This window comes from Domibacillus mangrovi (assembly GCF_001906925.1).
Classification (GTDB): Bacteria; Bacillota; Bacilli; order Bacillales; family Domibacillaceae; genus Domibacillus; species Domibacillus mangrovi.
The window spans coordinates 208687-233742 of record NZ_MRWQ01000008.1; the positions used below are offsets into that span (position 1 = coordinate 208687).

Here is a 25056-nt window from a genome sequence, read left to right on the forward strand (position 1 = left end):
TGAACATTGTGTAGGTAACTAATCATGAGCGCTCGTTGGATCGATGAGCATTCGGAGATTTTCGCCAATCGTATCAAATGTCCGAACGACAATGAGCAGACAAAGACCTGGAAAAAAGGCGAGCCACCACATACCTGAAGACAAGTACTTCATCGATTCTGATAATATAATGCCAATCGCCGGCTCGTGCGGCGATAACCCTAAACCTAAAAAGGTCACGGCCGCTTCATGTAAGATCGCATGGGGAAACAATAACAAGAATCCGACTAGCACTTGCGGGATTAAATGTGGCAAAATGTGCCCTGCAGCGATAAACCATCGAGATTTCCCCATCTTCTGAGACACACGTACAAATTCTGCCGAACGAATTTGCATCACTTCGGCCCGAATGACACGCGCAAGGCTCGGCCAATGGGTGAGGGCAATGCCAATGACAATTCCTTTAAACCCCCCTCCTAATGTAAAGGCAATCAAAATGAGAGTAACAAGGTGCGGGACACTAAGAAAAAGGTCAATGAGCCACGAAATGATCCGATCGGCCATTTTCCCCATTGTCGCTGCGGCCATGCCAAGCATAAGCGCAATCGATGCGCTGCCAATGGCGCCAATCAATCCTACACCCATACTTAATGAAAGCCCCATCATAGTACGTGTAAACATATCCCTACCTAACCAATCGGTTCCAAAAAGATGCTCAATTGAAGGGGGAGCATTTCGTATCGTTAAATTCGTAGCAACTCTTCCTTCATCTAATAAAAAACGGCCCACAACAATACTTAGCAAGAAAATAACAGCGATAACGGTCACGACTAATGTCCGTTTCCTTCTATTAAACTGTTTTCGAGTATTCTTTCTCTTTTTTATGTTAAAGGCAGCATTCAAATCATTCGCCTCTCTCTTATTCTCGGATCTAACACATAATAAATCAAATCCGCGATGACGTTCCCGACAAAAACAAATAGGGCACTGCATATCACTAATCCTAATAAGAGCGGAACATCTCCTCTTAGCCCTGCTTCGACGGTAGCTTGTCCAAGACCTGGATAAGAGAAGACTTGTTCAGCAAGCACAGCCCCGCCAAACAATTCACTAAAAGCGGCAAATTGTAACGTGATCGCAGGCATTGCGACATTCCGTAACCCATGCCGCCAAAACAACCCAAAACCGTGTTCCCCTCTTGCCCTTGCAAACAACACATACTCACTAGCCAAAACATCGAGCAGCTTCTGACGCGTATGCAATGCTACATTCGCAACACCGATCACACTAAGCGTCATCGCCGGAAGGATCAGATGATGGATTCGATCAGCGATTGTGACATTTTCTGCAAGAACGCCCGCTGGAACCCCTAACCCGACTGGAAACCACCCTAGCCATACAGCAAAAACAATGAGCATAAGAAGTCCGAGCCAGAATGTTGGGGTCGATGCCAACGTATAACAATACCATTTAATGAATTTGTCTACCCACGTATCCTTTTTCATCGCTGATATAACGCCCATGGCAAAACCGATGATTCCAGATAATACCCACGCTGTGATCATTAAAACGAAAGAATGTAAAAAACGTTCATGAATAATCTCAGCGACGGGGCGGCGGTAAATCATCGATGTTCCTAAATCACCTGTAAGCAAAGCAGAGCCCCAACTCACAAACTGTACTATGATAGGCTGATCGAGTCCCCAATGCTCAGCGATCTTCTCACGCTGCTCGGGCCCTACCTTCAACATATCCGCACCGATATACGCTTGAATCGGATCAATAGGAGAATTCTTTATTAATAGAAAAGAAATGAAACAAATGGCGACTAACAATGTCGCCATTCGTACACTTTTCAGCAAAAGAAAGAGCCCAATATGTCTATTTACCCTTTTATTCACGTTACTCAGTCCATTTCCATTCTTCAATATTGTTTGTCACAGGCCAGCCGTGTCCATGTGGATGGATTCTTTGTTTTCCAATATCCAGCCCATCCTTCACTACATACAAGTGATCCATGTTTACTAACCATGCCCATGGAGCGTCCCCTTTTGCACTTAAACCAGTCGTTCCATCCCATTGCGCTTTTTTCCAAAACACCATGGCCTCTGTTTCATCGGCAGCACGAAGCGCCTTTTCAAAATAGTCATCTACTGTTTTATTTTCATAAAAACCTGTGTTATAGTACTCTACTCCAGCATATTTACCACTATAAATATTATACATTTCATGCGGGTCATGGCTTCCCCAGCCCATAAGGACAGCATTTGAATGCATCTTTTGTTCGATCGTATCCCAGCTCTCACCCTCTATCTTTATGTTAATACCAAGTGGTTTGATCATATCCGCAACAGCTATGGAGAGAGATTGTCTGATAGCATCGTCCGCTGGGTAATATAACGTAAACTCCGCTTTCACAGAGCCTTTCTCAAGCGTCCCGTCACCGTCTGTATCTTTCCAGCCTGATTCTTCTAAGATCTTTTTAGCACCATCTAGATCGGCATCTTCAAAAACGGTTTCAGGATTCCACCAAGGTAAACCATCTACTGACGTATAAGCAGGTGATCCATATCCTTCCAACACACCATCAATAAGCGCTTCTCTGTCAATCGCAATATTAATCGCCTGACGAATCGCCCGATCAGCCGTCACATCGTTACCAATTGGGTAACCCTCTTCCGTCATTTGACCTGATTTCACGTACGGAAACACAATTCCACGATTATCCACTGTTTTAACTGCTTCTAATCTCATACCAGGTACTTGCTGTTTACTAAATGCAGCTGGAATAGCCGCAACATCCACATTTCCTGCTTGAGCAGCAGCAAAGGCAGCATCTTCACTTAAAAATAAAAAGGTGATCTTTTGAAAAGAAGGCTTTTGGTCATAATATTCAGGGTTCGCCTGTACAATGAGCTGTTGCCCCTTGTCCCACTGAACGAGCTGATAAGGGCCTGAGCCAACCGGATTTTCCGCATAATCGTCTCCGTAAGCATGTTTAGGGACAATCCCTGTTGCAACGAAAGAGTTAACAAAGGTTGATTGTGCTTCCTTTAACGTAAAGATTACGGTGTACTCATCCGTTGCTTCCACTTTCTCCAGCACATTCAGATCCACAACTGATCCATTGTTTAATGCTGTTTCAAACGTGAATGCTACATCGGCTGCTGTTAATGGTTGTCCATCCGAAAATTTCACATCATTACGCAAAGTGACTGTCCAGACCTTTCCATCTTCACTCACGTGATAACGAGTAGCTACATCATTGACAATGTTAAGTTCATGGTCCCTTTTTAATAGCGTACTTTGAAAAAGCGGTGAGCCGTAACGCCCCCAGCCAGTCGTTGGATCAAACCCAGTATCAGGCTCTCCTCCAACAGCTAGCACAAGTTCATCCTTTTTATTTTTCTCAATTGGTTGATTCGATTCAGATTGTGAACAACCTGCTAATAGAATAGAAAAAGCGAAAACAGCTATTGCGATACGTCCAAAAAATCTCTCACTCATGCATCTGACTCCTTCATCACTATATTTGCTCTACTGGTGCCACTGTAAACTTTCCATAATCCACGCCTTTTAAACTCGTCAGCTTATGATTGAGCTGCTGGATATCGTTCACTTTCCCTTTAACGACGATCAGCTCTAAGCAGCTATCATGATCTAAATGGAAGTGTGTCGTGGCAAGGATTACATCGTGCATACTATGTTGAATCGTTGTCATTTCTTCCAGTAAATTCCGCTGATGATGGTTATAAAATAACAGAATACTTCCTGCTGCAATATGTTCTTGATCTTCCCAGGACTGTTGAATAAGTGCATCACGGACAAGATCTCGAACGGCTTCCGAACGATTTTCATATCCCCTTTGACTGACTAAATGGTCAAACTTCCGAAGCAATTGACTGTCCATTGAAACGCCAAATCTTTTTAATCCGAAATCTTGCATACGTTCACCTCTAATTCACTTCAATTTTTCGCCCCGTAACACATTTTATTCAATTAGTAGCACGAATAGACGAACAAGTTCCCTTTTTTTAAAAAAAGAACGGCAAGCGGCGGGATTTCTTCTTATTTTGGCAGGATTTTTGATTGTAATGGCCGGATAAAGCTGAGCAACGGCGGAATAAATCCTAATAATTCACATATCCCGCCATTCTTTTTTCTTATAAGACAACTTCATCAGCTTTCTTCCATGATCTCGGTTCTGCTATAGAAATTGAACAAATTAATTTGTTTAGTAACTTAATTAACTATTGTACAATACCATGATGATATTATTTGGTCAATATGAGGACGCCCTACTTACGTTTCAAAATAAAAATGTTTATGCAAACGGCAGCCTGGATTAAACGCCACGCCACAGCTCGGACAAGCGGACTCACACGCTAAATATTCCCGAACCGTCAGCTCATGACCGCAGCCTCCGCACAACACTGCCTTTTCATCAAATTTCTCTTTCGGCCACACTTGCATTTTGCCACAGCCATCTTCCTCATGGCATTGGTGGCATGGATAATACGTCCCGCAGCAATAAAACTTAATCGCAATCCGGTCCATTTCCTGATGATAATGTGCACATCTCGTCTCCTCATCAAGTACACTGCCCCGTACATCATGTCCTTTTATTTTCATGGCACATCCTCCTCCTCTTCCTAATATAAAGCGCCAGCTTATATTAATCTTTATTATACAGTTGAACGAAAAAAAGACTTCAGCAAAAAAGCTGAAGTTAGAAAAGATACGATCATTTTTATTCCACGAGGGATGAAGCCCCCCACGGATGGAAGTTTCACTTTATTGTGCTTCTTTTTCTACATCTTTCGCAAACGTACCGTCATTTTCGCCGACAAAGAACTTTTTGCCGTAAATTAAGAAACATAAAATAATGCCGATCGCAAAAGCCCAAGCAGCACCTTTAATCGCTAACACTGCCGCTATAATACCAGCAATTCCAAGATCACGCTGGCTTTTCGCTTCCATAATACCAATCCGAACACTTACATATCCTTGAATCAATAATGTCAATGCGAGTGCAACGCCTAAAATGGGTTCTACGAGACTGACAATTGGAAGTAAAAGTAAACCCGTATTCGTGCCCCAACGGAATGAACCCGATCCGCCGAAAATGGAGTTCATAACTTTCTTGCCTTCCTTATATCGCTCGACCACAACTACTTGCATAGCTGACCACAAGGGGCCGGCCATTGTCACATCTGGACCGATGATGCTCATAATTGAATTTCTCGCACCAAAAATTAAATGCGCACGATTTGGATTGTAGTCGACTTTTTCATCTTGTCGAATGTCATCTGCTTCATCAATAATCGCTTTACTTTGCAAAATATCCCCAAACAACACGATATATGTTGCCAAAACAGTTGGCAATCCGCTTATAAACAAAAGAAGTGGCGGCATGCCAAGACCAAATATTGTATACTCATTCCACAATGTAGCAAAATCAGGTGTTGAAAAACCCCATTCAATCGTTGGCCACGGCGCTTCGCCAAATAAAGGAGCGATCACAACGGCTAAAATAATGATTGGAAAAATACCTAGTTTTCCAATGGTTCACCATACCTTATTTTTCTGTTTTAATACTTGGAAATGTCTTGAGAATATTAAATAAAACGCAATCCCGACTGCAATTGAAATCGTCCACGGAAATGATTCAAAACGGCCGCCCACTTGAAAAATAGAAATAACGGCCGCAATACCGGCACCCATAATAACGCCTGCTTTAATAGCACTCGGTACAAGATTGACGACTTTACTGGCAAGCCCTGTTACGCCGAGAAAAACAGAAAACAACCCGAGTGTCAGCTGAAAAGCAATTAACGCATGTACCCGTTCATCTTCCGGAAACTGAGAAACATATACCATAATTAATGGAATGGCTGGTGTAATCCAGCCTGGAATAACGGGATCGCCTAGTAAATGATGTGTTAAATAAAAAAGTCCATTGAGCATGACCACAGCAAGTGCTGCTTCAAACGGCATTCCTAGCAATTCTATTAGCAATGGAATCGCGGCAAGATCGACTGCACACATTAATAACCCTTGCACATAATCGGGCCACTCAAACCGGTAATGAATAAACGGGAGCCGTAGCTTAAACGGCCCTAGTGGAATGTAGGGAGATTCCTCTCCATATGCTCGATTTTTCCATTTCATTTGTTTTCCCCTCCTTGATATGCTGCTTCATAAATAGCGAGAATATCTGCTTTCGTGAACATTCTCGGATTATTTTTCAGTAGACGGTCAATTTTACTCGCATCTTCCGCCATATCGTCTAAATCACTTTCTTTAATGCCCACCTTACATAGTCCATCTGGAATACGAACCGCTTCGCACAATACACGCATGGCTGAAATAGCCCGATCCGCCGCTTCATTGTCCGTTAAATGATCGACTTTCTCGCCAAGCGCTGCAGCAATGTCCCGGAAACGTTCCAAACAGCTAATTTTATTCCACTCCATTACATATGGGAGCAGCAGGGCATTACTTACACCATGTGGAATATGAAACCGGCCGCCAAGTGGATACGCCAGTGCATGCACCGCACCAACACCTGCATTTCCGAACGCCATTCCCGCCATTAAACTCCCTGTCGCCATCTGCTCACGTGCTTTCATATTCCCCGGATTTGCATACGCTTTTGGCAAGTTCACAGCGATCATTTTCATCGCTCCTATCGCAAGTGAATCCGTAATAGGTGATGCATGGACGGAAATATACGCTTCAATCGCATGAACGAGTGCGTCGATTCCACTTGCTGCTGTTACATGAGGCGGCATCGTCAAGGTCATTTCCGGTGCAACAATCGCTACATCCGGCAATAGGTAATCGCTTACAATTCCTTTCTTCACTTGCTCTTCTTTATCGGACAAGATTGAAATATTGGTCACTTCAGAACCGGTACCGGCCGTCGTTGGAATCACAATGAGCGGACATCCCTTCTGCTTCACGTGGTCCGTGCCGACGAGATCGACAAGTGCCCCTTCATAACCTGCATACCCTGAAACGGCTTTTGCTGTATCCATCGCGCTTCCGCCGCCAATGGCAATCAGCCCATCATGTCCGCCTTTTTGAAACGCTTTCCGGCACTCTTCCACCACATAAAATTCCGGCTCAGGCTCCACTTCTAAAAATACGCCGCACGTAAGCCCTTCCAAAATTCCTTGAATGTTATGGAGCATCCCTGTTTGTTGAATAATGTGATCTGTGACAATAAGCGGATTCGTCATTCCTAACCGTTCCGCTTCCACTTTCAACTGTCCTGTTGCACCTTCACCAGTAATTAACTTATTGGCAATCTTAAACGAAGATATAGTCATAAAAAAATCCTCCTTTTTTCTTCTCCTTACTTCTTATTGCAAGTCCCGTGCCAACAAGAAAAAAGCTTAAAAAGAAGGATTTAGCCCTTCGCTTGATTTAAATAATACTCAAAACTACCTTTTTTGATTAGAATTCTAATCAGAGGAAGCCCAGCCTTTCATTTTCGCCACAATAGTGGACTGGCTAACTTGCAAAGCTTCCGCCGCTTTTCTTGTCGTTTTATGTATGCGCATTGCTTTTTCAATTAAATGCCGCTCAACCTGATCCGTCGCTTTTTTCAGCGGAATGATCGAACCATCCAATGAAAATTCCACAAGCGGCTCGCGCTGGATTTTTGCCGGAAGCTGTTCTACGTTCACCTGCGTGGAAGATGCTGTCACTATTAAATATTCGATGACGTTTTTCAATTCACGAATGTTACCCGGCCATCCGTATTCACACAATTCATCAAACGCTTCTGCTGACAACGTGACGGCTTCTTGATGAGCAGCATTAAACCGCTCCAAATAATACGTCAGCAAGCCTGGAATTTCTTTTTTACGTTCCCGCAGCGGCAGAATACACATCGGAACAACGGTCAGCCGGTAATACAAATCCTCACGAAACATACCTTTTTCAACAAGCTCTTCTAGCGGCTGATTCGTCGCCGCGATGACCCGGATATCAACCTTTCTCGGCACTGTTGAACCGACTGGCATAAATGAAAAATCGTCGAGTACTTTCAACAGCTTCACCTGTAATTCAAGCGGCATGTCCCCAATCTCATCCAAAAAAAGCGTCCCTCTATTCGCCATTTCGATCAGTCCCTTTTTCCCTTTCGAAAGCGCTCCTGTAAAGGCCCCACCCACGTAACCGAACAATTCTGCTTCAATTAAATTCGCCGGAAGCGCCCCACAGTTCACTTCAATAAATGGATGCCCTTTTCGAAGCGAGTGCCGGTGAATGTATGAAGCCGACATCGTTTTTCCAACACCACTCTCACCCGTTAAACAAACCGTTACATCCGTTTTGGCAATCTTTCGCATCAAACGCTTTGTTTCCAGATCGCCTGCTATAAATGGAAAGTCTTCTGTCTCATTCGCCGCTGTTTCACTCCCTGCCTTGCTTTCTTTTAATTCATTATTCTCAGCCTTCAGCTGAATCAGCTCAGTAATATCACGTACGCTGCTGACGACATACAAAATCGTTTGCTCTTGATTAAACACCGGACTAGCCGACACGATGACTTTCCGTCCATTCGCCAGCTCCTGCATACGTGTCAGCGATTTTTTCTCCTGAATAACCTGAACCGACACCGACTTCGAAATATAGCCCGCTTTCTCCAAATCATTCATATGAAGACCGATTATTTTCTCCGATGAAATACCAGTAATCCGCTCATACGCGGTATTCACCTTTACCGTAAACCCATACCCATCTGTAATGTACACACCGTCATACAGCGAGTTGATCATATCGGAAAACATCTTGCTTGCGAGCATCTCGCGAAACATATCCGACTCCTGCTCCCGGAGAAACTCCTGTAAAAACGGCTGCTGAAAAAAGGCCCGAAGCGTCATCAACACATGGCCATTCTGAATCGCCACACGAATCTCCTCGAGCGTAATCATCCCAACCGTTTTATCTTCATCCACAATCGCTGCCGACTCCGCATTTCGCTCCGTAATGAAAATCAACGCCTCTTGAATCGTCTGATCTAACGTCAGCACATCCTCCAACTCCTTTGTAAAAATGAATCAGTACTGCTTCCGAATCCCGCAAGCGCTTCAATTGAAGTCCGTTTCTTTTCATGCTATCATGGCCGATTCTTAACGAAAAGAAAAAAGAATTGTCTTAAAAGCCGGATTTCTCCCCCTTTCAAAACAATTCTCATTCGTAAGACTCTCATACAAATTTATCGTGTTCTCTGTTTTCTAACCACCGAGCTAGCTATAACAATTCAATATTTTTTCTTATACGCATCCTAAATTCGACTTCTGTTAGTAACGCGAAAAAACGTTGGTTTTGCAGGCTTATGATTCATTAGGTTCTTTTTTCAAATAATGAATAACACGTGCCCCCACTTCAGAAGTAGAAGCATTTCCTCCTAGATCAGGTGTTACGTATTCTTTTTCTGTCAATACGTCTTCAATCGCTTTTAACACACGCGCGCCTAAATCAGGACGATGGAAGTAGTCGAACATTTGACTTGCGGACCAAATAGACGCAAGCGGATTGGCAATACCTTCACCCGCAATGTCTGGTGCAGAGCCATGAATGGGTTCAAACATAGACGGATAGTCTCGTTCCGGGTTAATGTTTGCTCCGGCAGCCAGTCCAAGTCCCCCGGCAATCGCTGCACCTAAATCGGTTAAAATATCCCCAAACAAGTTAGATGTAACGACGACTTCAAAACGTTTCGGATCTTTAATCATCAGCATACTCGCTGCATCGACGAGATACGAATACGTTTGTACATCCGGGTACTCTTTGCTTACTTCATCAAAAATTTGATCCCAAAATACCATTGAGTAGTTTAACGCATTCCCTTTACTAATACTCGTCAGCGATTTGTTCATTTTTCTTGCTTCCTCAAACGCATAACGGATTACCCGCTCCGTCCCTTTTCGAGAAAACACACCAGTCTGCAAAACGACCTCCTCAGGCTTTCCTTTAAATAGCCAGTCTCCCGCTCCTGCATATTCACCTTCACTGTTTTCACGAATAAACAGCATATCAATCTCTTCTCTTTTGACGCCTTCAAGCGGACAAGGAGCTCCATTCAATAATGTAATCGGCCGAATATTAATATATTGATCGAATCCTTTTCTAATTTTCAAAAGGAGATCCCAAAGAGAAATATGATCTGGAACACCTGGGAATCCGACAGCGCCTAAATAAACCGCGTCAAATCCTTTCAGCTTTTCCATCCCATCATCGTCCATCATTTTTCCCGTTTCAGCGTAGTATTCACAGCCCCATGGAAAATAAGTAAAGTCAAATGCGATCTCGCCATCCATCTTGGCCATTTCATTTAAAACGTTGATTCCTTCATCAATCACTTCAGGGCCAATTCCATCTCCGGCTATAACAGCAATTTTATATTCTTTCACCAAACCGCTCACTCCTTCAATTATAATAACGAACGATGCTTCTAAAAAGAGAGAGACGGGCGGAGATTTAAAATGACCCCGCCCGGCTTTTTTTAGTTACGGTTAAAAATAACGAGCTTCATTTCGGTCATTTCTTCTACTGCATATTTAATCCCTTCACGTCCAGTGCCACTTTCTTTCACACCACCGTACGGCATATGATCCACACGGAAAGTAGGGATATCATTTACTAAAACACCGCCTACGTGTAATGCGTCTGCTGCATCAAATGCTGTATGCACGTTTTCCGTGTAAATGCCCGCTTGCAGACCGAAGCGTGAATCATTAACAAGATTAATGGCTTCTTCAACCGTCTTCACTTTGTTAATGACAACGATCGGGGCAAACACTTCCTGGCAAGATACTTTCAAGTTTGAGTCAGCATCTAAAATGACGGTCGGCTGAAGAATATGCCCTTCCGCTTCGCCACCTGCTGCAATCGTCGCGCCACCTTGCTTTGCTTCATGAATCCAGCTGAGCGCACGATCCACATCTCCTGGTGTAATTAAAGCGGATACGTCTGTTTCCGGATCAAGCGGGTCGCCAATCGTCAACTTTTTCGTCGCTTCAACAAACTTTTCAACGAATGAGTCATACACATCTTCATGTGCATACACGCGTTGCAATGAAATACAGACTTGTCCTTGATTTGAAAAAGCCCCCATAATGCAACGATCAATAATCTTATCAATATTGACCTCTTTATCAAGGATAACAGCCGCGTTTGATCCAAGCTCTAGCGTTACCCGTTTCAGTCCTGCTTTATTGCGAATGCCGATCCCCACGCCCGGGCTTCCTGTAAACGTAACCATGTTCACACGTTCATCTGTGACAATTTTATCGCCGACAATTCTCCCTCCACCTGTAATGACATTTAACGCACCAGCAGGCAGTCCCGCATCTTCAAACAGCTTTGCGGTAAAATACGATGTCAATGGCGTTTGACTAGCTGGCTTCAGTACAACTGTGTTTCCGGCCGCAATCGCAGGGCCAAGCTTATGCGCAACTAAATTGAGCGGAAAATTAAATGGTGTAATTGCACCGATAACGCCAATAGGCTCATGCGTTGTATAAGCGATTCTGTTTTCTCCTCCTGGAGCAGCATCCATCGGAATCATCTCACCATGAAGTCTTTTCGCTTCTTCTGCCGCAAATTTGTACGTTTGAACTGTTCGGCTTACTTCCGCTTTTGCATACACGAGCGGCTTCGCGGCTTCTTTCGCAAGAAGAATCGCTGCCTCATCTCCTCGCTCCTCAAGCAACACAGAAACCTTTTCCAAAATAGAAGCACGTTGATGAGCTGGCATCTTTGCCATGACCGCTTTAGCTTGGAATGCTGCTTCAATCGCATGGTCAATTTCTTCATCATTCGCAGAAGGGATTTGTGCAATCTCTTTTTCACTATAAGGAGAAGTCAGTTTCGTATAGGCAGACCCCTCCACCCATTCTCCATTTATGAACAACTGTTGTTTATTTATCGATTCAGACATCGTGTTCGCGCTCCTCATCTTTTTATTTATCATGAATTTGCTTGCATTCAAAACTTACTCCACTTTACCTTTTCCGGCTTAATACTTCTTTCGCTTTCACAACCATATCAGCAGGCGTAATGTTGTATTTTTTCAGGAGATCTTCATTCTTGCCTGATTCTGTGTTGCGATCTTGCACACCGACCCGGATCATCGGTGTTGGATACTGTTCACCGAGAATTTCAGCAACAGCACTGCCTAGTCCACCAATAATGTTATGCTCTTCTGCAACGACAATCGCTCCCGTTTCACGGGCGGCCTTCACAACGGCTTCCTGATCAAGTGGCTTGATCGTCGGCATATGCAAAACAGATGCGTGAATACCTTCTTTTTCTAACAAACGAGCGGCTTCTACTGAGCGTTCCGTTTGTGTACCTGTGGTGATAATCGTAAGATCGCCACCTTCTTTCACAAACAAGCCTTTCCCTAATTCAAATCGATGTGTTTCTATGTCGAAGATTTGCGGCTGCGCATCCCGCGCAAGACGAATGTAAACAGGTCCATCATATTGATGAGCAAATTCCATCATGTGAATTAACTCAACCCCGTCTGCTGGTGCAAGAACAACCATATTTGGGATACTGCGCATAATCGCTACATCTTCCACACCTTGGTGTGTCTTTCCCGTACAGCCCGTTAACAGCCCACTGTAAGCACCGATCATTTTCACATTTAATTTAGGCTGAGCTACTGAAACGGTAATTTGATCGAGTGCTCTTTTCGTAATAAATGAAGCGAATGTGCATACCCACGGCTGAAGACCTACAGAAGCAAGGCCCGCCGCTACACCCATCATATTTTGTTCAGCAATGCCCATTTGCAGAAACTGAGCGGCATTTCCTTTCGCTACTGTATCCGTTTTCGTTGAATTCGCCAGATCTCCATCTAACACGACTGCTTTCGTATCTTTTTTTGTAATGTTTAATAACACTTCTCCAAAGACATCACGCATCGATGCTTTTTCTCCCACTTGCAACAATTGGCTCATTTTTTACACCCCCGCCATTAATTCTTGTGAAGCTATTTTTAACTCTTCCGCAGTCGGAATTTTAGAATGCCAGAGATACTGATTTTCCATGAAACTGACGCCTTTTCCTTTGATCGTTTTAGCAATGATAATCGTTGGTTTATCCTTTACTTCTTTCGCTTCGTTACAAGCATCAATGATTTGCTCAAAATGATGCCCGTCAGCAGAAATCGTGTGCCATCCAAATGCTTTAAAGCGCTCAGCAGGTGATGTAACAGGACGTTCTCTTTCTCGTCCATCTGATCCATCCCAGCCAAACTGCTGCAACTGGTTGAAATCCATCAATACAATTAAATTATCCAACTTGTATTTCGCCGCGATATCAGCCGCTTCCCACACTTGACCTTCTTGTGACTCACCATCGCCGATCATACAATACGTATAAAATGCTTTTCCAAGCTTTTTTGCACCAATTGCCATACCGACAGCTGCTGAAATACCTTGTCCGAGTGATCCAGATGACATATCAAGACCTGGGAGTAAGTTCATATCCGGATGCGCTTGCAAACGAGAATTAATCTCGTCAAATGTTTTTAATTCCTCAATCGGGAAATAACCGCGCTGCGCAAGAACTGTATATAAAGCAATCGCTGAATGTCCTTTTGAGAGAACGAAACGATCCCGCTCTGCCCACTTCGGATCGTTTTGATTAACATTCATGACGCCAAAGTACAAACTTACGAGCATATCAATAGCCGAAAGGGGGCCACCAATATGACCAGCTCCAGCATGATGGACTGTTTCCAAAACAAGTCTTCTCGCCTCAGCTGCTTTTTGTTTTAATTGTTCTATTTCTGCAAAATCAAGTTGTGCTGACATTGTATATTTCTCCTTTAGTTATTTATATAAAATTTTTATTATTGGTAAAGCGCTTAACCATGAAATAAAAAAATAAACCTTCAAAAAATTTGTTTTGGGTAATCGCTTACCTAACACTATAATCAATCTTAAAGAAAAAATAAACACTTTTTTAAATTTTCTAATGATTTTTTTGTTAGCGTTTTCATTTTTAGGAGTAAATTTACCTGTGAAACTTTTCAAGTAAATTTACCCCTTTTTGTTGATTATTTGTTCAATTCGGCAGTCGATCCTCGTTTAACTAAAGTTGGACTAAGGACAATTCGCCTTTTAGATTGCTCTTCTTTTTTTATCTCCCCTACCATCAAATCCATTACTTCACGCCCCATGGCTCTGATCGGCTGGGCCATTGTGGTCAGCTGAGGATCGACAAGCGTCGCGATGACTGTATTATCAAAACCGATAATGGATATATCATTTGGAACGTGCAGGTCCCGGCTCCGAGCGGCCTGGATAGCCCCACTCGCCAACAGGTCATTGCAAGCGAAGATGGCAGTAAGCGGTTTCCCACAACGCAAATATTCCGTTGCCACCTTTTTCCCCCACTCGACAGTTGATTTCTCCACAAACGTAAACACGTCATATTTTTCTAGACCATGATCTTCAAGCGCTTTTTCGTACCCTCTCATCCGTTCACGGTTACTCCACACATTCCTTGCGAGTACTGCGATCTGCCGGTGGCCCAATTGGATTAAATAAGACGTTGCTTCATACCCCCCTTGAAAATCGTCTAATGACACGGAATTTACATACGTTGAAGGAAAGTCACGTGCGACAATCGTTACCGGAAACTTTTCTTTCACAAGTTTGTCTACTTCAGAGGTCTTTTCAAATCCAGAAGCTAAAATAATACCGTCAACGCTCTTTCTTTTTAATAGTTCGATGTAGTTTTGTTCCTTATCTGGGTGGTAATCCGTGCTGCAAATGAGCAAATTGTAGCCTAGTTCATGGCCTCTGTCCTCAATATTCCGCGTCAATTCAGCAAAGAACGGATTGGCCATATCGGGTATAAGCAGGCCAATTGTAAACGTGCTCTTTCCTGTTAACGCCGTCGCCATCATACTCGGCTGATAGTTTAACTGTTCGATCACTTTCAACACACGTTTTCTTGTCTCGTCGCTGATTCTTCCTGAGCTATTTAACACTTTTGAAACAGTTGCTATTGAAACATTTGCTTTGCTCGCGACGTCATAAATGGTTGGTTTCATCATCAGTGCTCTCTTTCTAACAATAAAATGATACTTGCTTAATGAAAATAACTATCATTCTTTTGAGAATTTGTCAATTTTTTAAAATAGATAGAACAGACCATACGTTTTTCAAATGAATAAAAAGAAAAAAATTTAAAAAAACTGTTTGACTTTTCTGTACAATCTTTCTTATAATCGGACTAATCAGTTAAGTAAAGCGCTTTACCAAATGTCGAGTCATCATAAGGAGGTTACTATGGACGCACTGCTTAAAACGAAGTATGGGGTTGGAAATGTTGAATTGTTAACAGTCCCTGAGCCTGAATGCCCAGATGATGGGGTTAAAATAGACATTGCCTACACCGGTATTTGCGGTACCGATTTGCATATATACCATGAAACATTTAAAAGTTATCCACCCGTTATTATGGGGCATGAGTTTTCTGGTGTTATTGCAGAAGTTGGAACAAACGTCACGAAAGTAAAAACAGGTGACCGGGTCACTGTCCTCGGTTCAACAGCTGTCACATGCGGTTCTTGCGAATATTGTCGAACCGGTTATTACATGTTCTGCAAAGACCGCCGCGGAATGGGGCATGGTGTAAATGGCAGTTTCACAAAATATGCGGTCGTTCGAGAAGACATGGTTTATAAAGTACCGGATAATGTGAGCCTTGATGAAGCAGCCTTGTCAGAACCACTCGCTTGTGCAGTTCAAGCGATTGAAGAACTGACACCCATTCAAGTCGGAGACACTGTGTTACTTTCCGGCCCTGGTCCAATTGGATTAATTTGTCTCTCATTATTAGCGATGAAAGGCTGTAAAATCATTGTCGCGGGAACGTCCGCAGATGCTACTCGCCTTGAGCTAGCAAAGGAACTTGGTGCTGACATCGTTGTCGATGTGATCAATGAAGATTTACAAACAATTGTCCTAAAAGAGACGAATGGCAAAGGCGTCGATGTAACGGTTGAATGCGCAGGAGCAGGCCCGTCTGTTTCAAGTTGTTTATCTGCATTAAAACAACGCGGGAAACATATTCAAGTCGGGATCGCAGGAAAAGAAATGACGTTAGACTTTGATACTGTTCTTTATAAACAACTTCAAGTATTCGGTTCACTTGCTCACTCAATGACGACGTGGGAGCGGGTTATGCACATTCTTGAACAGAAAAAAATCAACCTTGCACCGATCATTACGCATAAACTTCCTCTTGCCCATTGGAAAGATGCCTTTGAACTTTGCGAACAAAAACAATGCGGGAAAGTGCTCTTAAGTCACGATGCTTAATTATTTACCCAAAAGTAAACGCTTACCTAAAAAAAAGGAGTTAGTCGCCTTATGTGTCAGACAAAAACAAATAAACAATCCTTTACAATACCGGAAACAATGAAAGTCGCTTATCTTGAACAGCCGCTGCAAGTAAACGTAGCAAATGCGCCCGTTCCACACGTTACCGGTAAAGATGTGCTCGTTCAAGTAATGGCCGTCGGAATTTGCGGCTCGGATGTTCATTACTATGCTCATGGCCGAATCGGAAAACGTGAAGTTCAATACCCCCACATTCAAGGGCATGAATGTGCAGGAATTGTCGTTGCGGTAGGAGATGAAGTGACTCGCTTTAGTCCAGGTGACCGGGTAGCGATCGAACCTGGTGTTGCTTGTATGACCTGCTCATGGTGCCGAGATGGCCGCTACAACCTTTGTCCAGACGTACAATTTTTATCAACACCCCCGGTTAAAGGAGCTTTCGTTCAATATTTAAAACACCGGGAAGACTTTTTATTCACTATCCCCGAGGGGCTTTCTTTTGAAATCGCTACCTTGGCAGAACCACTGTCTGTCGGCATTCATGCTGTGAAGCGTGGTCATTTGAAAACGGGTGACACCGTTGTGATTTCAGGTATGGGGCCAGTCGGATTAATGACCGTTATCGCTGCAAAAGCCTTTGGGGCAAAAGAAATTATTGTGAGCGATATGGAACCACTCCGGCTTGAAGCGGCACTTAAACTCGGTGCGACAAAGGCCATTGACATTTCAAAACAGTCTATTTTAGACGAAGTAAAACAACGGACAGCAGGGCTTGGCGCTGATCTCATCATTGAAACGTCCGGTAATACGAAAGCGCTTCAATCTACTCCCGAGCTAACAAAGCGCGGCGGGTCGATCGTTGTGATTGGCTTCCCGCCAACGGATGCCGTGCCTCTTAACGTCACGTTAATGCTTCAAAATGAAATTAATTTGTATTCTGTTTATCGTTACACAAATACCTATCCACTGGCGATTGATTTGCTTACATCGATCGGTAGCCAAATACAACATGTATTAACGGACAGCTACTCGCTTGATGAAATTCAAGCTGCGATGCATCAAGCCCATACCAATCGTAGTGGAAGCTTAAAAGTCATTGTGTATCCACATTCATAACAAACAAGGGGGATTTATCATGAAAAAATTATTGAAAGTAACATCTCTGGCAGCGGCTTTATCTTTAGGACTTGCAGGCTGTGGCGCTTCTTCTGATAGTGCAAATGATAGCGAGAAAGACACGGGTAAACAAATCGTACTGGACTTAAGTATTCCTGAACCAGAAGGCGCAAAATTTGATATTGCAGCAAAAGCTTTTAAAGAAGAATTGGAAAACTTAACAGATGATCAAATGTCTGTAAAAATTCACTACAATAATGCATTAGGCGGCGAGCGCGAAGTATTTGAATTAATGGGGATTAACTCGCTCGACATGGGAATTATCTCTGCCGGTCCTATGGGCGGCTGGGTGACTGAATTTAACATGTTTGACTTACCTTTCTTGCTTGATAACCGCGAACATGCGTATGCTGTTTTAGATGGTGAAATCGGTGATGAACTCTCACAAAAATTTGAAGATGCAGCACAAGTTAAAGTGCTTGGCTGGGTCGAGAACGGTTTCGTTGCAACATCTTCCAACAATGCAATTAACTCTGTAAAAGACGTAAAAGGCTTGAAAGTACGTGTACAGGAAAATGAAGTGCAAATTGATACGTGGAAAGCATTTGGAGCAGATCCGACACCAATGGCATGGACAGAAGTATTTACGGGCCTTCAACAAGGTGTAATCGATGGTCACTCCAATTCACTAGCAACGATTCAATCATCCAAAATCTATGAAGTTCAAAGTCACGTTGCCTTAATCGAAGACCGGTTTTCTCCAGCACCCATTGCGATTTCAAAAGGTATTTTTGATGGCTTAACAGAAGATCAGCAAGAAGCCGTTTTAAAAGCAGCCGAATATGCTGAACCGATTGGCCGCCAAGCAAACCAAGATAAAATAGCAGAGGCTTCTGAATTCATTCAAAAGGAAGGCGTTGTCATTACAGAGCCGGACAGAGAATCATTTAAAGCAAAAGTAGAACCTGTCTACGAGAAATGGGCACCGAAAATTGGAGAAGATATGATCGATCGAGTCCAGAACTTCGAATATTAATTAGAACTGCTTGAAGGGTGATAATGAATCGATCATTATCTACCCTTCTTCATTAAGGAGTTGAGAAAATGAAAAACATGATGCATGGCTATATACGGGTGGCCGACGGAGTGAATAAACTCTGTGGCTATTTAGTTGCGTTAATGATGGCTGCCATGACTGCCCTTATCTTCTGGCAAGTCATTGCCCGCTATGTTTTCGGTTCATCTCTTGCTTGGTCTGAGGAACTTTCCCGCTTTCTGATGATTTACGTCGTCTTAATCGGTGCTTCTCTTGCCTTACGAAATAAGGGTCTGTTAGCCGTCGAAGTTGTACCGGAATTACTTAATGAAAAAATAAGAAAATGGATCGTGATTCTCACTCATCTTATTTCCATGGTTTTTTATGTCATTTTGATTATGTATGGATTAGACCTTGCTCAAAGGTTTTCCAATCAAACCGCTCCAGGAACTGGAATTTCAATGTTCATCATTTATCTTTCTCTTCCTATTGGAGGAGTACTATTTTTCATGAACTCCATCACGTGTATTTTTGAAGAGTTCATAGGAAGAAAGGAGTGAGATTATGCTTCCTATATTTTTTATTTCCTTACTTGTTCTCCTGTTTTTAAGTGTACCCATTGCCTTTTCACTGGGGCTCTCTACAGTTGCTGGAATCTGGATGCACGGTTCTTTACCACTAGACGTTGTTCCTCAAAGGATTTTTGTCGCGATCAACTCGTTTCCTTTAATGGCTATTCCATTTTTTATTCTCGCCGGAAACTTAATGGGAGCTGGCGGCATCTCCAAACGTCTCGTAAACTTTGCTAGTTCACTAGTAGGTCATTTTACAGGCGGACTCGCCATGGTTGCCATCGTTACATCGATGTTTTTTGCAGCCATTTCGGGATCAGGAGCAGCCACCACAGCAGCTATCGGCTCCATCCTTATTCCGGCCATGGTTGCCAGAGGCTATCAGATAGAATATGCAGCTGCCAACCAAGCCGTTGCAGGTGCGCTTGGTGTTATTATCCCCCCAAGTATTGCCATGATCTTGTACGGGGTCGCAGCAGAAGTGTCCATCGGTGATCTCTTTTTAGCTGGTATCCTGCCTGGTCTGCTTATTACATTCTCTCTTCTTCTCAGCGCATATATTATCGCCAACCGTCGTGGTTACGTTGGGGAAGAGCGTAAATCGCCGGCTGAAGTATGGACAACGTTTAAATCAGCGATTCTCGCTTTATTAATGCCGACCATCGTTTTAGGTGGTATTTATAGCGGTGTCTTCACACCGACGGAAGCATCTGTTGTCGCTGTTGTGTACTCATTCATCGTCGGTTTCGTTATTTACCGTGAAATTACGATGAAACAATTGATCGAAACGCTTCAGAAATCTGCCGTCAGCAGCGCCATCATCATGATTGTTATTGGAACAGCTGGTTTATTCGGCTTCTTCATTAGCATCACAGGCGTTCCTGATATGGTTTACGCGTTGATTTCAGACTTTGTGACGAACAAGTACATCTTCTTAATTATCGTAAACGTTATTTTATTTATCGCCGGTATGTTCCTCGACGGAGGCGCCGCGATTCTGATCTTTGTTCCATTATTGTTAAGTACAGCGGTCACATTAGGAATCGATCCTGTTCACTTCGGTGTCATCATGGTATGTAACCTGGCCATCGGCTTAGTTACACCGCCAGTCGGTATTGATTTGTTCGTCGTTTCCCAAATGACCAAACTATCGGTTGTTAAAATCGGGAAAGCCGTGATCCCGCTCATTCTCATTTTAATACTCGATGTACTCATCATCTCGTTCTTCCCACCTCTTTCAACGTGGATTCCATCTTTGATGAAATAAAGTGAAACTTCATTCAGTGGGGGTTAGGTTCACAGGATGTGAATCATGCACACGTTGTCACAGGACGTGACGATCTTAGTCTGCGTTCCGCTCATCCCCCACTGAATAAACAAGAACTCAGGTAAAGAGCACCGCGTCCTGCGGCAATACCTGAGTGACCGGCTTCAGCCGGCCCGAACCAATCGGGCTTTTACGGGCAGTTGATCCCCCGCTTATCCTTCTTTTCTTTTCAAAGTCTTGAAGCCGGGGTCTTACTGCCCGTTAATGCGGGGTAAAGACAGTCCCAACGAAAAAAAGGTATGCTCTCTTCAGCATCACACTGAAGAAGAGAACATACCTTTTTTATTTTCGCTTCATCCTCCATAAAAACAGCGGCACGTACACCGTAAGTGCCGCCGTCGCCCCGATCATATCAAGCACGACATCTTTTAAAAGCGGTGTCCGTCCCCCCGTTAAAAATTGGTGATACTCATCGAGCACCGCATATATTCCCGTCCCAATCAACGAAAATAACACAACCGTCCACACCCGCTTTGGTCTCGCCAGCATCATAACACTAAACAACGCCGCCGCTAAACACCCGAACAAAAATAAATGGGCAAATTTCCGGATAAAGAACTCCACAAAATAATAATACCCTTTCGTCTCTATCGAAATAATCGAGTTCCAGTACGATACGTGCACATGCGACAAAACACCAGCAAACGGCTCACCCGGCAGCACCTGCCTAAGAAGCGGCACAAGGGACTGCTGCTCATACGTCTGAGAAGAAAATTGAAAAATGACCGCTCCAATCAAAAGCAAAATGCCGACTCTCATTCCCCTTTTCAATAGACCACCTCTACCCGAAACAGCCCGCTAAACAGACGGCGGGCTTCGTTTAAAAAGAATAACGCACAAATCCAAAATTGTCCATTCATCCTTCCTAATCGATAACCTTTCCTTGCTTCACGCAACTCTATCAAAACAAACGCTCCAATCTGTAAAAAAATTCTACAATTATCATAACATACCGGTTATACAACGATTTTCCTGTATATGTTTTATGGCAAAAGACCTTCTCCTTTCACCCATATACTTTTTATACTTGATATATTTTATATATGAGGTATACTTTATTTATAAGCGAGGTGTTACCGATGGAAATTTGTCCATACTTACAATACTCATTTGAAATACTAGGAAAAAAATGGAATGGCCTCATCATTCATTACTTGTCTCTTTCCCCAAATGGCGCAGCCCACTTTTCTGAAATCAAAAGAGACCTGACAGATATTACGCCTAGAGCCTTATCCTTAAAACTATCTGAGCTCGCTGAACATGGATTAATCGAAAAAAAAGTAACAACGGGCACTCCTGTCACCATTTCATATGAACTAACCGAAAAAGGCATGGCCTTAACAGCTGCGCTCCAACCCATTCAGCAATGGGCACTTCAATACAAATAACGGTATAGAAAAGAGGACATAACGATGACAAAAAATAAAATGATTTGTGATGTAGAAACAGGTGTATGCGGGGATGCTAACGATATAGCCATGGAAATGATTGATCTAAACCAGCCTAAAAAAAAGATTACTCTGTATTACGTAACAGACCCGATCTGCTCCCACTGCTGGGCACTTGAACCTGTTTTACGCCGATTTGAAAAACAATACGGGCACTATTTCACTATTCAAACCGTCATGGGCGGACTGCTCGAAACGTGGGAAGGCTTCGCGGACGTCAAAAACGGCATTTCCGGTCCGGCTGATGTCGCCGCACACTGGAGAGAGGTCGGAGAACATTCGCGTATGCCGATTGATGGTTCCGTCTGGCTCGAAAATCCAATCCATTCATCGTACCCGCCTTCCCGCGTGTTTAAAATCGTTCAGCAATCAGAGTCTCAGCTTGCGAACACCTTTTTACGGCGGGCACGAGAAGCCGTCTTTGCTTTCAATCAAAACATCGCGGACGAACCAATATTAATCGATATTTTAAATCAAATGAATCTCGACGGGGAAACAATCATCAAAGAAGCGAACAGTGAAGCGGGCGAGCAACTATTGCAGCAAGACTTTGCACTCGCAAAACAACTCGGCGTCAGCGGATTCCCGACGATCGTCATGGTCAACGAAGAAAACAAAGGCATCAAAATCGTCGGTGCGCGGCCACTTGATTTCTATATAAACGGACTGGAACAAGCCCTTTCCATAACAGAGCCGCTTCAAACACAGACAATCCCTGCACTGCCATTACTTCTCGAACAAGAAGACCTATTATTTTCAAAAGAAATCGAAGTCCTGTACGATCTCGAACAAGCAAACATTCCGTCCTTTATTCAAAAAGAACTTTCAGCTGATTCATACGAGCGTAACGACATTCTTGGCGAAACGTATATTAAAAAACCAATAAGGGAGAAATGACAAATGGCTTATTTACTGCAAGTTGATTTTAAACATGAAGGACCGTTCGGAGACGAAATGACCACTGCTTTTTCTGATTTGGCAAAAAGCATTAATGATGAAAAAGGATTCCTATGGAAAATATGGACCGAAAACAAAGAAACGAATGAAGCAGGTGGCATTTACCTGTTCGAAACAAAAACAGACGCGGAAAGCTATTTGACAATGCATACAAAACGGCTAAACGGATTCGGTGTCACGACCGTGCATGCAAAACTATTCGAAACGAACGAAGCATTAACAGCCATTAACCAAGGACCACTCTCATCATAATCAAAAGGCGATTCCCTTGCGGCACATGCCAAGGAATCGCCCTTTTTCCTTAAAACCCAATTTTCTTTCGATGCTGATCACGAAATTTCATATAGTACCCTTCACCTTGACCGTAAGACTTATAGATTTTAATCCCAATCCATTTTAATGGCGTCCAAATTTCTTTCATATGGTAGAGCGGCATTTATCGTACCTCCTGATTATAAAAGTATCATTCCTCTTGTACTCTTTTACAAAAAGTGGCGTAGTAATTTGATCCATCCAAAAAATGAAATCCAGAGCGGAACACTTAAGACCGCTGCCCATGTAGCCCCTATAAAGAAATGGCCTTCCTCATGATATTCATCCTTATTAATGTATTCATCATTCCTCATAATAGTTCGCCCTTTTCTTTTTAACGTTAATATGCCCACACTTATTTTGTTCTATACAAATGATTCGGTTTCAATTCACTTCGAAATGGGTAATGTACTGCATATAGCTATGATATGAATGGAATGTACTGGAGGCGAGAATAGATTGCTGAATACAAAAATGGCTTTATTGACGAAAGAAGAGATGAACACGCGTGAAGATTTGCCTGATTGGCTGAAGCGAGAATACACGACGTTTCATCAAACCGTGACCGATCCGACATTTCCTTGTTATTTTGGCATGAACGGAGAACACAAAGGAGAACTGCGCTATGCGTACATTACACAAAAAGACTGGTCCAACTTGCCGCACGCACTGGAAAACTTTCTAGCCCTTTTTCAAAACCCCCCCTTCATCCGGCACGGCCTCTTCGTTTTCGTCGAACCATTTGAACGAGAAGGGACACTCGAACAATACAGAACGCAATTTTGGGACATTCTCCAATACGTTCATGAACAAGATCACGTAGAGTGGCCGGCAGAAAGCCCAAAAAACCCTGAACACTTTCTATGGGACTTTCATTTCAAGGGCGAACCAATCTTCGTCTTCGGCAATGCACCGGCCTATAAGCAGCGAAAAACCCGGCACCTCGGCAATTCCATGGTACTCGGATTTCAGCCCCGCAAAATTTTTGAAGGATTAAAAGGAACAGAAAAAGGCGGCATTATGTCTCGTGAAAAAGTGCGGGAGCGCGTTGAGAAATGGGACCGTCTTCCAAAGCATCCGGACATTAGCCACTTCGGCGACCCGGACCATAACGAGTGGAAACAATTTTTCATCGGCGACGACATCGAACCGATCAAAGGAACATGCCCGTTTCATCATAAAAGTGAATCTTCCATCAGCAAAGGCTGATGGTTAGATAAACCAATCAGGTCTTTACTAGTAGTTTGTCCCCGGCTTCTTTTTTTGATTCCTTTACGTTTCAAATTGGGGGGCTTACTGCCCGTTCATCTGCGATAAAGAGAAAACGCAAAGAACGCCGGGACGCAACCCGGCGTTCTTTACGCCAACAATCTTCCTGTTTTCAAAGACATTAAAAAAGCACTTCCTTAAAGAAGCGCTTTATAACATGTTCCTATATTTTTTATAATGATACATTTTTCTTTTTCTTAGGCCCGTTTTAACTTTTTCATTTATGCAGCCCGCTTCTAAGTAGCGATACTTTACATATTGATATTTGTGCCATTCAACAATCAGTTTTTGAATAAAGCTGACTCTTTTTGACTCATTTCCTCTTTCGTTTGCTATAATCATTTTTCCTCCTCCTCTTTCTAAAAACCGTACGGAGGTCCGTATTCGGCAACTGGCTGACATAGTCTTCAAGACTTTAGTCCCTCTAGTTTTGCGTCATCATTTTTCAATGATTTTGCCCGTTCGTACAATTTGTATTATATCTTCTATCATACGACATAAGTTACGAAAACGAAACGATATTTCTTAATTTTAGAAATTAAAGGAGATGTAGGCAAGATTGCGCCGAATGTTTTAGAACGCAACCTCAAAGCCGAAAAGCCATATGAGAAATAGATAACGGATTTTACCGCATTTAAATGAATTGGAAAGAAGCTTT

The 25056-nt window shown here is 43.1% G+C and carries 25 protein-coding genes, 1 pseudogene and 1 riboswitch; of the genes and pseudogenes, 9 read left to right on the forward strand and 17 right to left on the reverse strand.

Annotated features, from left to right (window positions below; translation table 11 throughout):
* Window positions 1–18 precede the first annotated feature (18 nt).
* From BLL40_RS10980 to BLL40_RS11045, 14 genes and pseudogenes are all read right to left on the reverse strand, one after another.
* On the reverse strand, window positions 19–882 hold the full coding sequence (locus tag BLL40_RS10980; RefSeq protein ID WP_073711942.1) for an ABC transporter permease: 864 nt from the start codon (window positions 880–882) through the stop codon (window positions 19–21).
* Entirely contained in the window at window positions 879–1880 is a 1002-nt protein-coding gene (locus tag BLL40_RS10985; protein ID WP_281247256.1) for an ABC transporter permease, read from the reverse strand. The genes BLL40_RS10980 and BLL40_RS10985 overlap by 4 nt, the downstream gene beginning before the upstream one ends.
* 1 nt (window position 1881) lies before the next feature.
* Window positions 1882–3486 (reverse strand): ABC transporter substrate-binding protein, encoded by a 1605-nt coding sequence (locus BLL40_RS10990; RefSeq protein WP_073711944.1) that lies wholly within the window; start codon window positions 3484–3486, stop codon window positions 1882–1884.
* 19 nt (window positions 3487–3505) lie between these two features.
* Window positions 3506–3925 (reverse strand): nickel-responsive transcriptional regulator NikR, encoded by a 420-nt coding sequence (gene nikR / locus BLL40_RS10995; RefSeq protein WP_073711945.1) that lies wholly within the window; start codon window positions 3923–3925, stop codon window positions 3506–3508.
* Window positions 3926–4281: 356 nt separating this feature from the next.
* Window positions 4282–4611 carry a CHY zinc finger protein gene (locus BLL40_RS11000; protein ID WP_073711946.1) on the reverse strand — a complete coding sequence of 110 codons (330 nt, stop codon included), beginning with the start codon at window positions 4609–4611 and terminating at the stop codon, window positions 4282–4284.
* A gap of 162 nt (window positions 4612–4773) precedes the next feature.
* Window positions 4774–6150, reverse strand: a pseudogene (locus BLL40_RS18130) (hypothetical protein).
* Complete coding sequence (locus tag BLL40_RS11010; RefSeq protein WP_073711947.1) at window positions 6147–7313, reverse strand: iron-containing alcohol dehydrogenase; 1167 nt, start codon at window positions 7311–7313, stop codon at window positions 6147–6149. The pseudogene BLL40_RS18130 and the gene BLL40_RS11010 overlap by 4 nt, the downstream one beginning before the upstream one ends.
* 135 nt (window positions 7314–7448) lie before the next feature.
* Window positions 7449–9023 (reverse strand): sigma 54-interacting transcriptional regulator, encoded by a 1575-nt coding sequence (locus BLL40_RS11015; protein WP_083566495.1) that lies wholly within the window; start codon window positions 9021–9023, stop codon window positions 7449–7451.
* A gap of 303 nt (window positions 9024–9326) precedes the next feature.
* Entirely contained in the window at window positions 9327–10406 is a 1080-nt protein-coding gene (locus BLL40_RS11020; RefSeq protein ID WP_173799923.1) for a tartrate dehydrogenase, read from the reverse strand.
* Between the two features lie 92 nt (window positions 10407–10498).
* Window positions 10499–11935, reverse strand: coding sequence for an aldehyde dehydrogenase family protein (locus tag BLL40_RS11025; RefSeq protein WP_073711949.1), 1437 nt, complete (start codon window positions 11933–11935; stop codon window positions 10499–10501).
* A 64-nt stretch (window positions 11936–11999) separates the two neighbouring features.
* Window positions 12000–12962: a transketolase family protein gene (locus BLL40_RS11030; RefSeq protein WP_073711950.1), complete on the reverse strand. Its 963-nt coding sequence runs from the start codon at window positions 12960–12962 to the stop codon at window positions 12000–12002.
* Between the two features lie 3 nt (window positions 12963–12965).
* The gene (locus tag BLL40_RS11035; protein WP_073711951.1) at window positions 12966–13820 is read right to left on the reverse strand and encodes a transketolase; all 855 of its coding nucleotides are present in this window, start codon (window positions 13818–13820) and stop codon (window positions 12966–12968) included.
* 18 nt (window positions 13821–13838) lie between these two features.
* A complete protein-coding gene (locus BLL40_RS11040) occupies window positions 13839–14042 on the reverse strand; it encodes a hypothetical protein (RefSeq protein WP_073711952.1) in 204 nt (67 codons plus the stop codon).
* Window positions 14043–14065: 23 nt separating this feature from the next.
* A complete protein-coding gene (locus tag BLL40_RS11045; protein ID WP_425429414.1) occupies window positions 14066–15070 on the reverse strand; it encodes a LacI family DNA-binding transcriptional regulator in 1005 nt (334 codons plus the stop codon).
* A 235-nt stretch (window positions 15071–15305) separates the two neighbouring features.
* On the opposite strand from BLL40_RS11045, the gene BLL40_RS11050 reads away from it, so the two are divergent.
* From BLL40_RS11050 to BLL40_RS11070, 5 genes are all read left to right on the forward strand, one after another.
* Window positions 15306–16340, forward strand: a complete 1035-nt coding sequence (locus tag BLL40_RS11050) for a zinc-dependent alcohol dehydrogenase (RefSeq protein ID WP_073711953.1) — start codon at window positions 15306–15308, stop codon at window positions 16338–16340.
* Window positions 16341–16391: 51 nt separating this feature from the next.
* A complete protein-coding gene (locus BLL40_RS11055; RefSeq protein ID WP_073711954.1) occupies window positions 16392–17477 on the forward strand; it encodes an NAD(P)-dependent alcohol dehydrogenase in 1086 nt (361 codons plus the stop codon).
* Between the two features lie 19 nt (window positions 17478–17496).
* Window positions 17497–18513, forward strand: a complete 1017-nt coding sequence (gene dctP / locus BLL40_RS11060; RefSeq protein WP_073711955.1) for a TRAP transporter substrate-binding protein DctP — start codon at window positions 17497–17499, stop codon at window positions 18511–18513.
* 68 nt (window positions 18514–18581) lie between these two features.
* Window positions 18582–19073, forward strand: a complete 492-nt coding sequence (locus tag BLL40_RS11065) for a TRAP transporter small permease (RefSeq protein ID WP_073711956.1) — start codon at window positions 18582–18584, stop codon at window positions 19071–19073.
* A 4-nt stretch (window positions 19074–19077) separates the two neighbouring features.
* On the forward strand, window positions 19078–20352 hold the full coding sequence (locus BLL40_RS11070) for a TRAP transporter large permease (RefSeq protein WP_073711957.1): 1275 nt from the start codon (window positions 19078–19080) through the stop codon (window positions 20350–20352).
* Between the two features lie 342 nt (window positions 20353–20694).
* On the opposite strand, the gene BLL40_RS11075 is transcribed toward BLL40_RS11070, so the two are convergent.
* Window positions 20695–21183, reverse strand: a complete 489-nt coding sequence (locus tag BLL40_RS11075) for a VanZ family protein (RefSeq protein ID WP_245797940.1) — start codon at window positions 21181–21183, stop codon at window positions 20695–20697.
* Window positions 21184–21491: 308 nt separating this feature from the next.
* On the opposite strand from BLL40_RS11075, the gene BLL40_RS11080 reads away from it, so the two are divergent.
* From BLL40_RS11080 to BLL40_RS11090, 3 genes are read left to right on the forward strand one after another with little or no spacing between them, the layout of a single operon-like run.
* Window positions 21492–21800, forward strand: coding sequence for a winged helix-turn-helix transcriptional regulator (locus tag BLL40_RS11080; RefSeq protein ID WP_073711959.1), 309 nt, complete (start codon window positions 21492–21494; stop codon window positions 21798–21800).
* Between the two features lie 24 nt (window positions 21801–21824).
* Window positions 21825–22757, forward strand: a complete 933-nt coding sequence (locus BLL40_RS11085; protein WP_073711960.1) for a DsbA family protein — start codon at window positions 21825–21827, stop codon at window positions 22755–22757.
* Between the two features lie 3 nt (window positions 22758–22760).
* Window positions 22761–23069, forward strand: a complete 309-nt coding sequence (locus BLL40_RS11090; protein ID WP_073711961.1) for a monooxygenase — start codon at window positions 22761–22763, stop codon at window positions 23067–23069.
* A 49-nt stretch (window positions 23070–23118) separates the two neighbouring features.
* Here the strand turns inward: BLL40_RS11090 and BLL40_RS18055 are convergent, their stop codons facing one another.
* A complete protein-coding gene (locus BLL40_RS18055) occupies window positions 23119–23253 on the reverse strand; it encodes a hypothetical protein (protein ID WP_281247257.1) in 135 nt (44 codons plus the stop codon).
* 350 nt (window positions 23254–23603) lie between these two features.
* Between BLL40_RS18055 and BLL40_RS11095 the strand changes: the two genes are divergently transcribed.
* A complete protein-coding gene (locus tag BLL40_RS11095) occupies window positions 23604–24338 on the forward strand; it encodes a YqcI/YcgG family protein (protein ID WP_073711988.1) in 735 nt (244 codons plus the stop codon).
* Between the two features lie 210 nt (window positions 24339–24548).
* Here BLL40_RS11095 and BLL40_RS11100 read toward each other — a convergent pair whose 3' ends face one another.
* Window positions 24549–24740 carry a hypothetical protein gene (locus BLL40_RS11100; RefSeq protein WP_073711962.1) on the reverse strand — a complete coding sequence of 64 codons (192 nt, stop codon included), beginning with the start codon at window positions 24738–24740 and terminating at the stop codon, window positions 24549–24551.
* 41 nt (window positions 24741–24781) lie between these two features.
* A riboswitch (cyclic di-GMP riboswitch) is annotated at window positions 24782–24867 on the reverse strand.
* Between the last annotated feature and the right edge of the window lie 189 nt (window positions 24868–25056).

Coding starts and splice junctions, on each gene's coding strand:
- BLL40_RS18055 (WP_281247257.1), bottom strand. CDS start 23,253: ATGCCGCTCTACCATATGAAAGAAATTTGGACGCCATTAAAATGGATT.
- BLL40_RS11045 (WP_425429414.1), bottom strand. CDS start 15,070: ATGATGAAACCAACCATTTATGACGTCGCGAGCAAAGCAAATGTTTCA.
- BLL40_RS11095 (WP_073711988.1), top strand. CDS start 23,604: ATGGCTTTATTGACGAAAGAAGAGATGAACACGCGTGAAGATTTGCCT.
- BLL40_RS11100 (WP_073711962.1), bottom strand. CDS start 24,740: ATGATTATAGCAAACGAAAGAGGAAATGAGTCAAAAAGAGTCAGCTTT.
- BLL40_RS11035 (WP_073711951.1), bottom strand. CDS start 13,820: ATGTCAGCACAACTTGATTTTGCAGAAATAGAACAATTAAAACAAAAA.
- BLL40_RS11050 (WP_073711953.1), top strand. CDS start 15,306: ATGGACGCACTGCTTAAAACGAAGTATGGGGTTGGAAATGTTGAATTG.
- BLL40_RS11010 (WP_073711947.1), bottom strand. CDS start 7,313: ATGACTATATCTTCGTTTAAGATTGCCAATAAGTTAATTACTGGTGAA.
- BLL40_RS11080 (WP_073711959.1), top strand. CDS start 21,492: ATGGAAATTTGTCCATACTTACAATACTCATTTGAAATACTAGGAAAA.
- BLL40_RS10990 (WP_073711944.1), bottom strand. CDS start 3,486: ATGAGTGAGAGATTTTTTGGACGTATCGCAATAGCTGTTTTCGCTTTT.
- BLL40_RS11085 (WP_073711960.1), top strand. CDS start 21,825: ATGACAAAAAATAAAATGATTTGTGATGTAGAAACAGGTGTATGCGGG.
- BLL40_RS11065 (WP_073711956.1), top strand. CDS start 18,582: ATGAAAAACATGATGCATGGCTATATACGGGTGGCCGACGGAGTGAAT.
- nikR (WP_073711945.1), bottom strand. CDS start 3,925: ATGCAAGATTTCGGATTAAAAAGATTTGGCGTTTCAATGGACAGTCAA.
- BLL40_RS11055 (WP_073711954.1), top strand. CDS start 16,392: ATGTGTCAGACAAAAACAAATAAACAATCCTTTACAATACCGGAAACA.
- BLL40_RS11000 (WP_073711946.1), bottom strand. CDS start 4,611: ATGAAAATAAAAGGACATGATGTACGGGGCAGTGTACTTGATGAGGAG.
- BLL40_RS11070 (WP_073711957.1), top strand. CDS start 19,078: ATGCTTCCTATATTTTTTATTTCCTTACTTGTTCTCCTGTTTTTAAGT.
- BLL40_RS11090 (WP_073711961.1), top strand. CDS start 22,761: ATGGCTTATTTACTGCAAGTTGATTTTAAACATGAAGGACCGTTCGGA.
- dctP (WP_073711955.1), top strand. CDS start 17,497: ATGAAAAAATTATTGAAAGTAACATCTCTGGCAGCGGCTTTATCTTTA.
- BLL40_RS11025 (WP_073711949.1), bottom strand. CDS start 11,935: ATGTCTGAATCGATAAATAAACAACAGTTGTTCATAAATGGAGAATGG.
- BLL40_RS11030 (WP_073711950.1), bottom strand. CDS start 12,962: ATGAGCCAATTGTTGCAAGTGGGAGAAAAAGCATCGATGCGTGATGTC.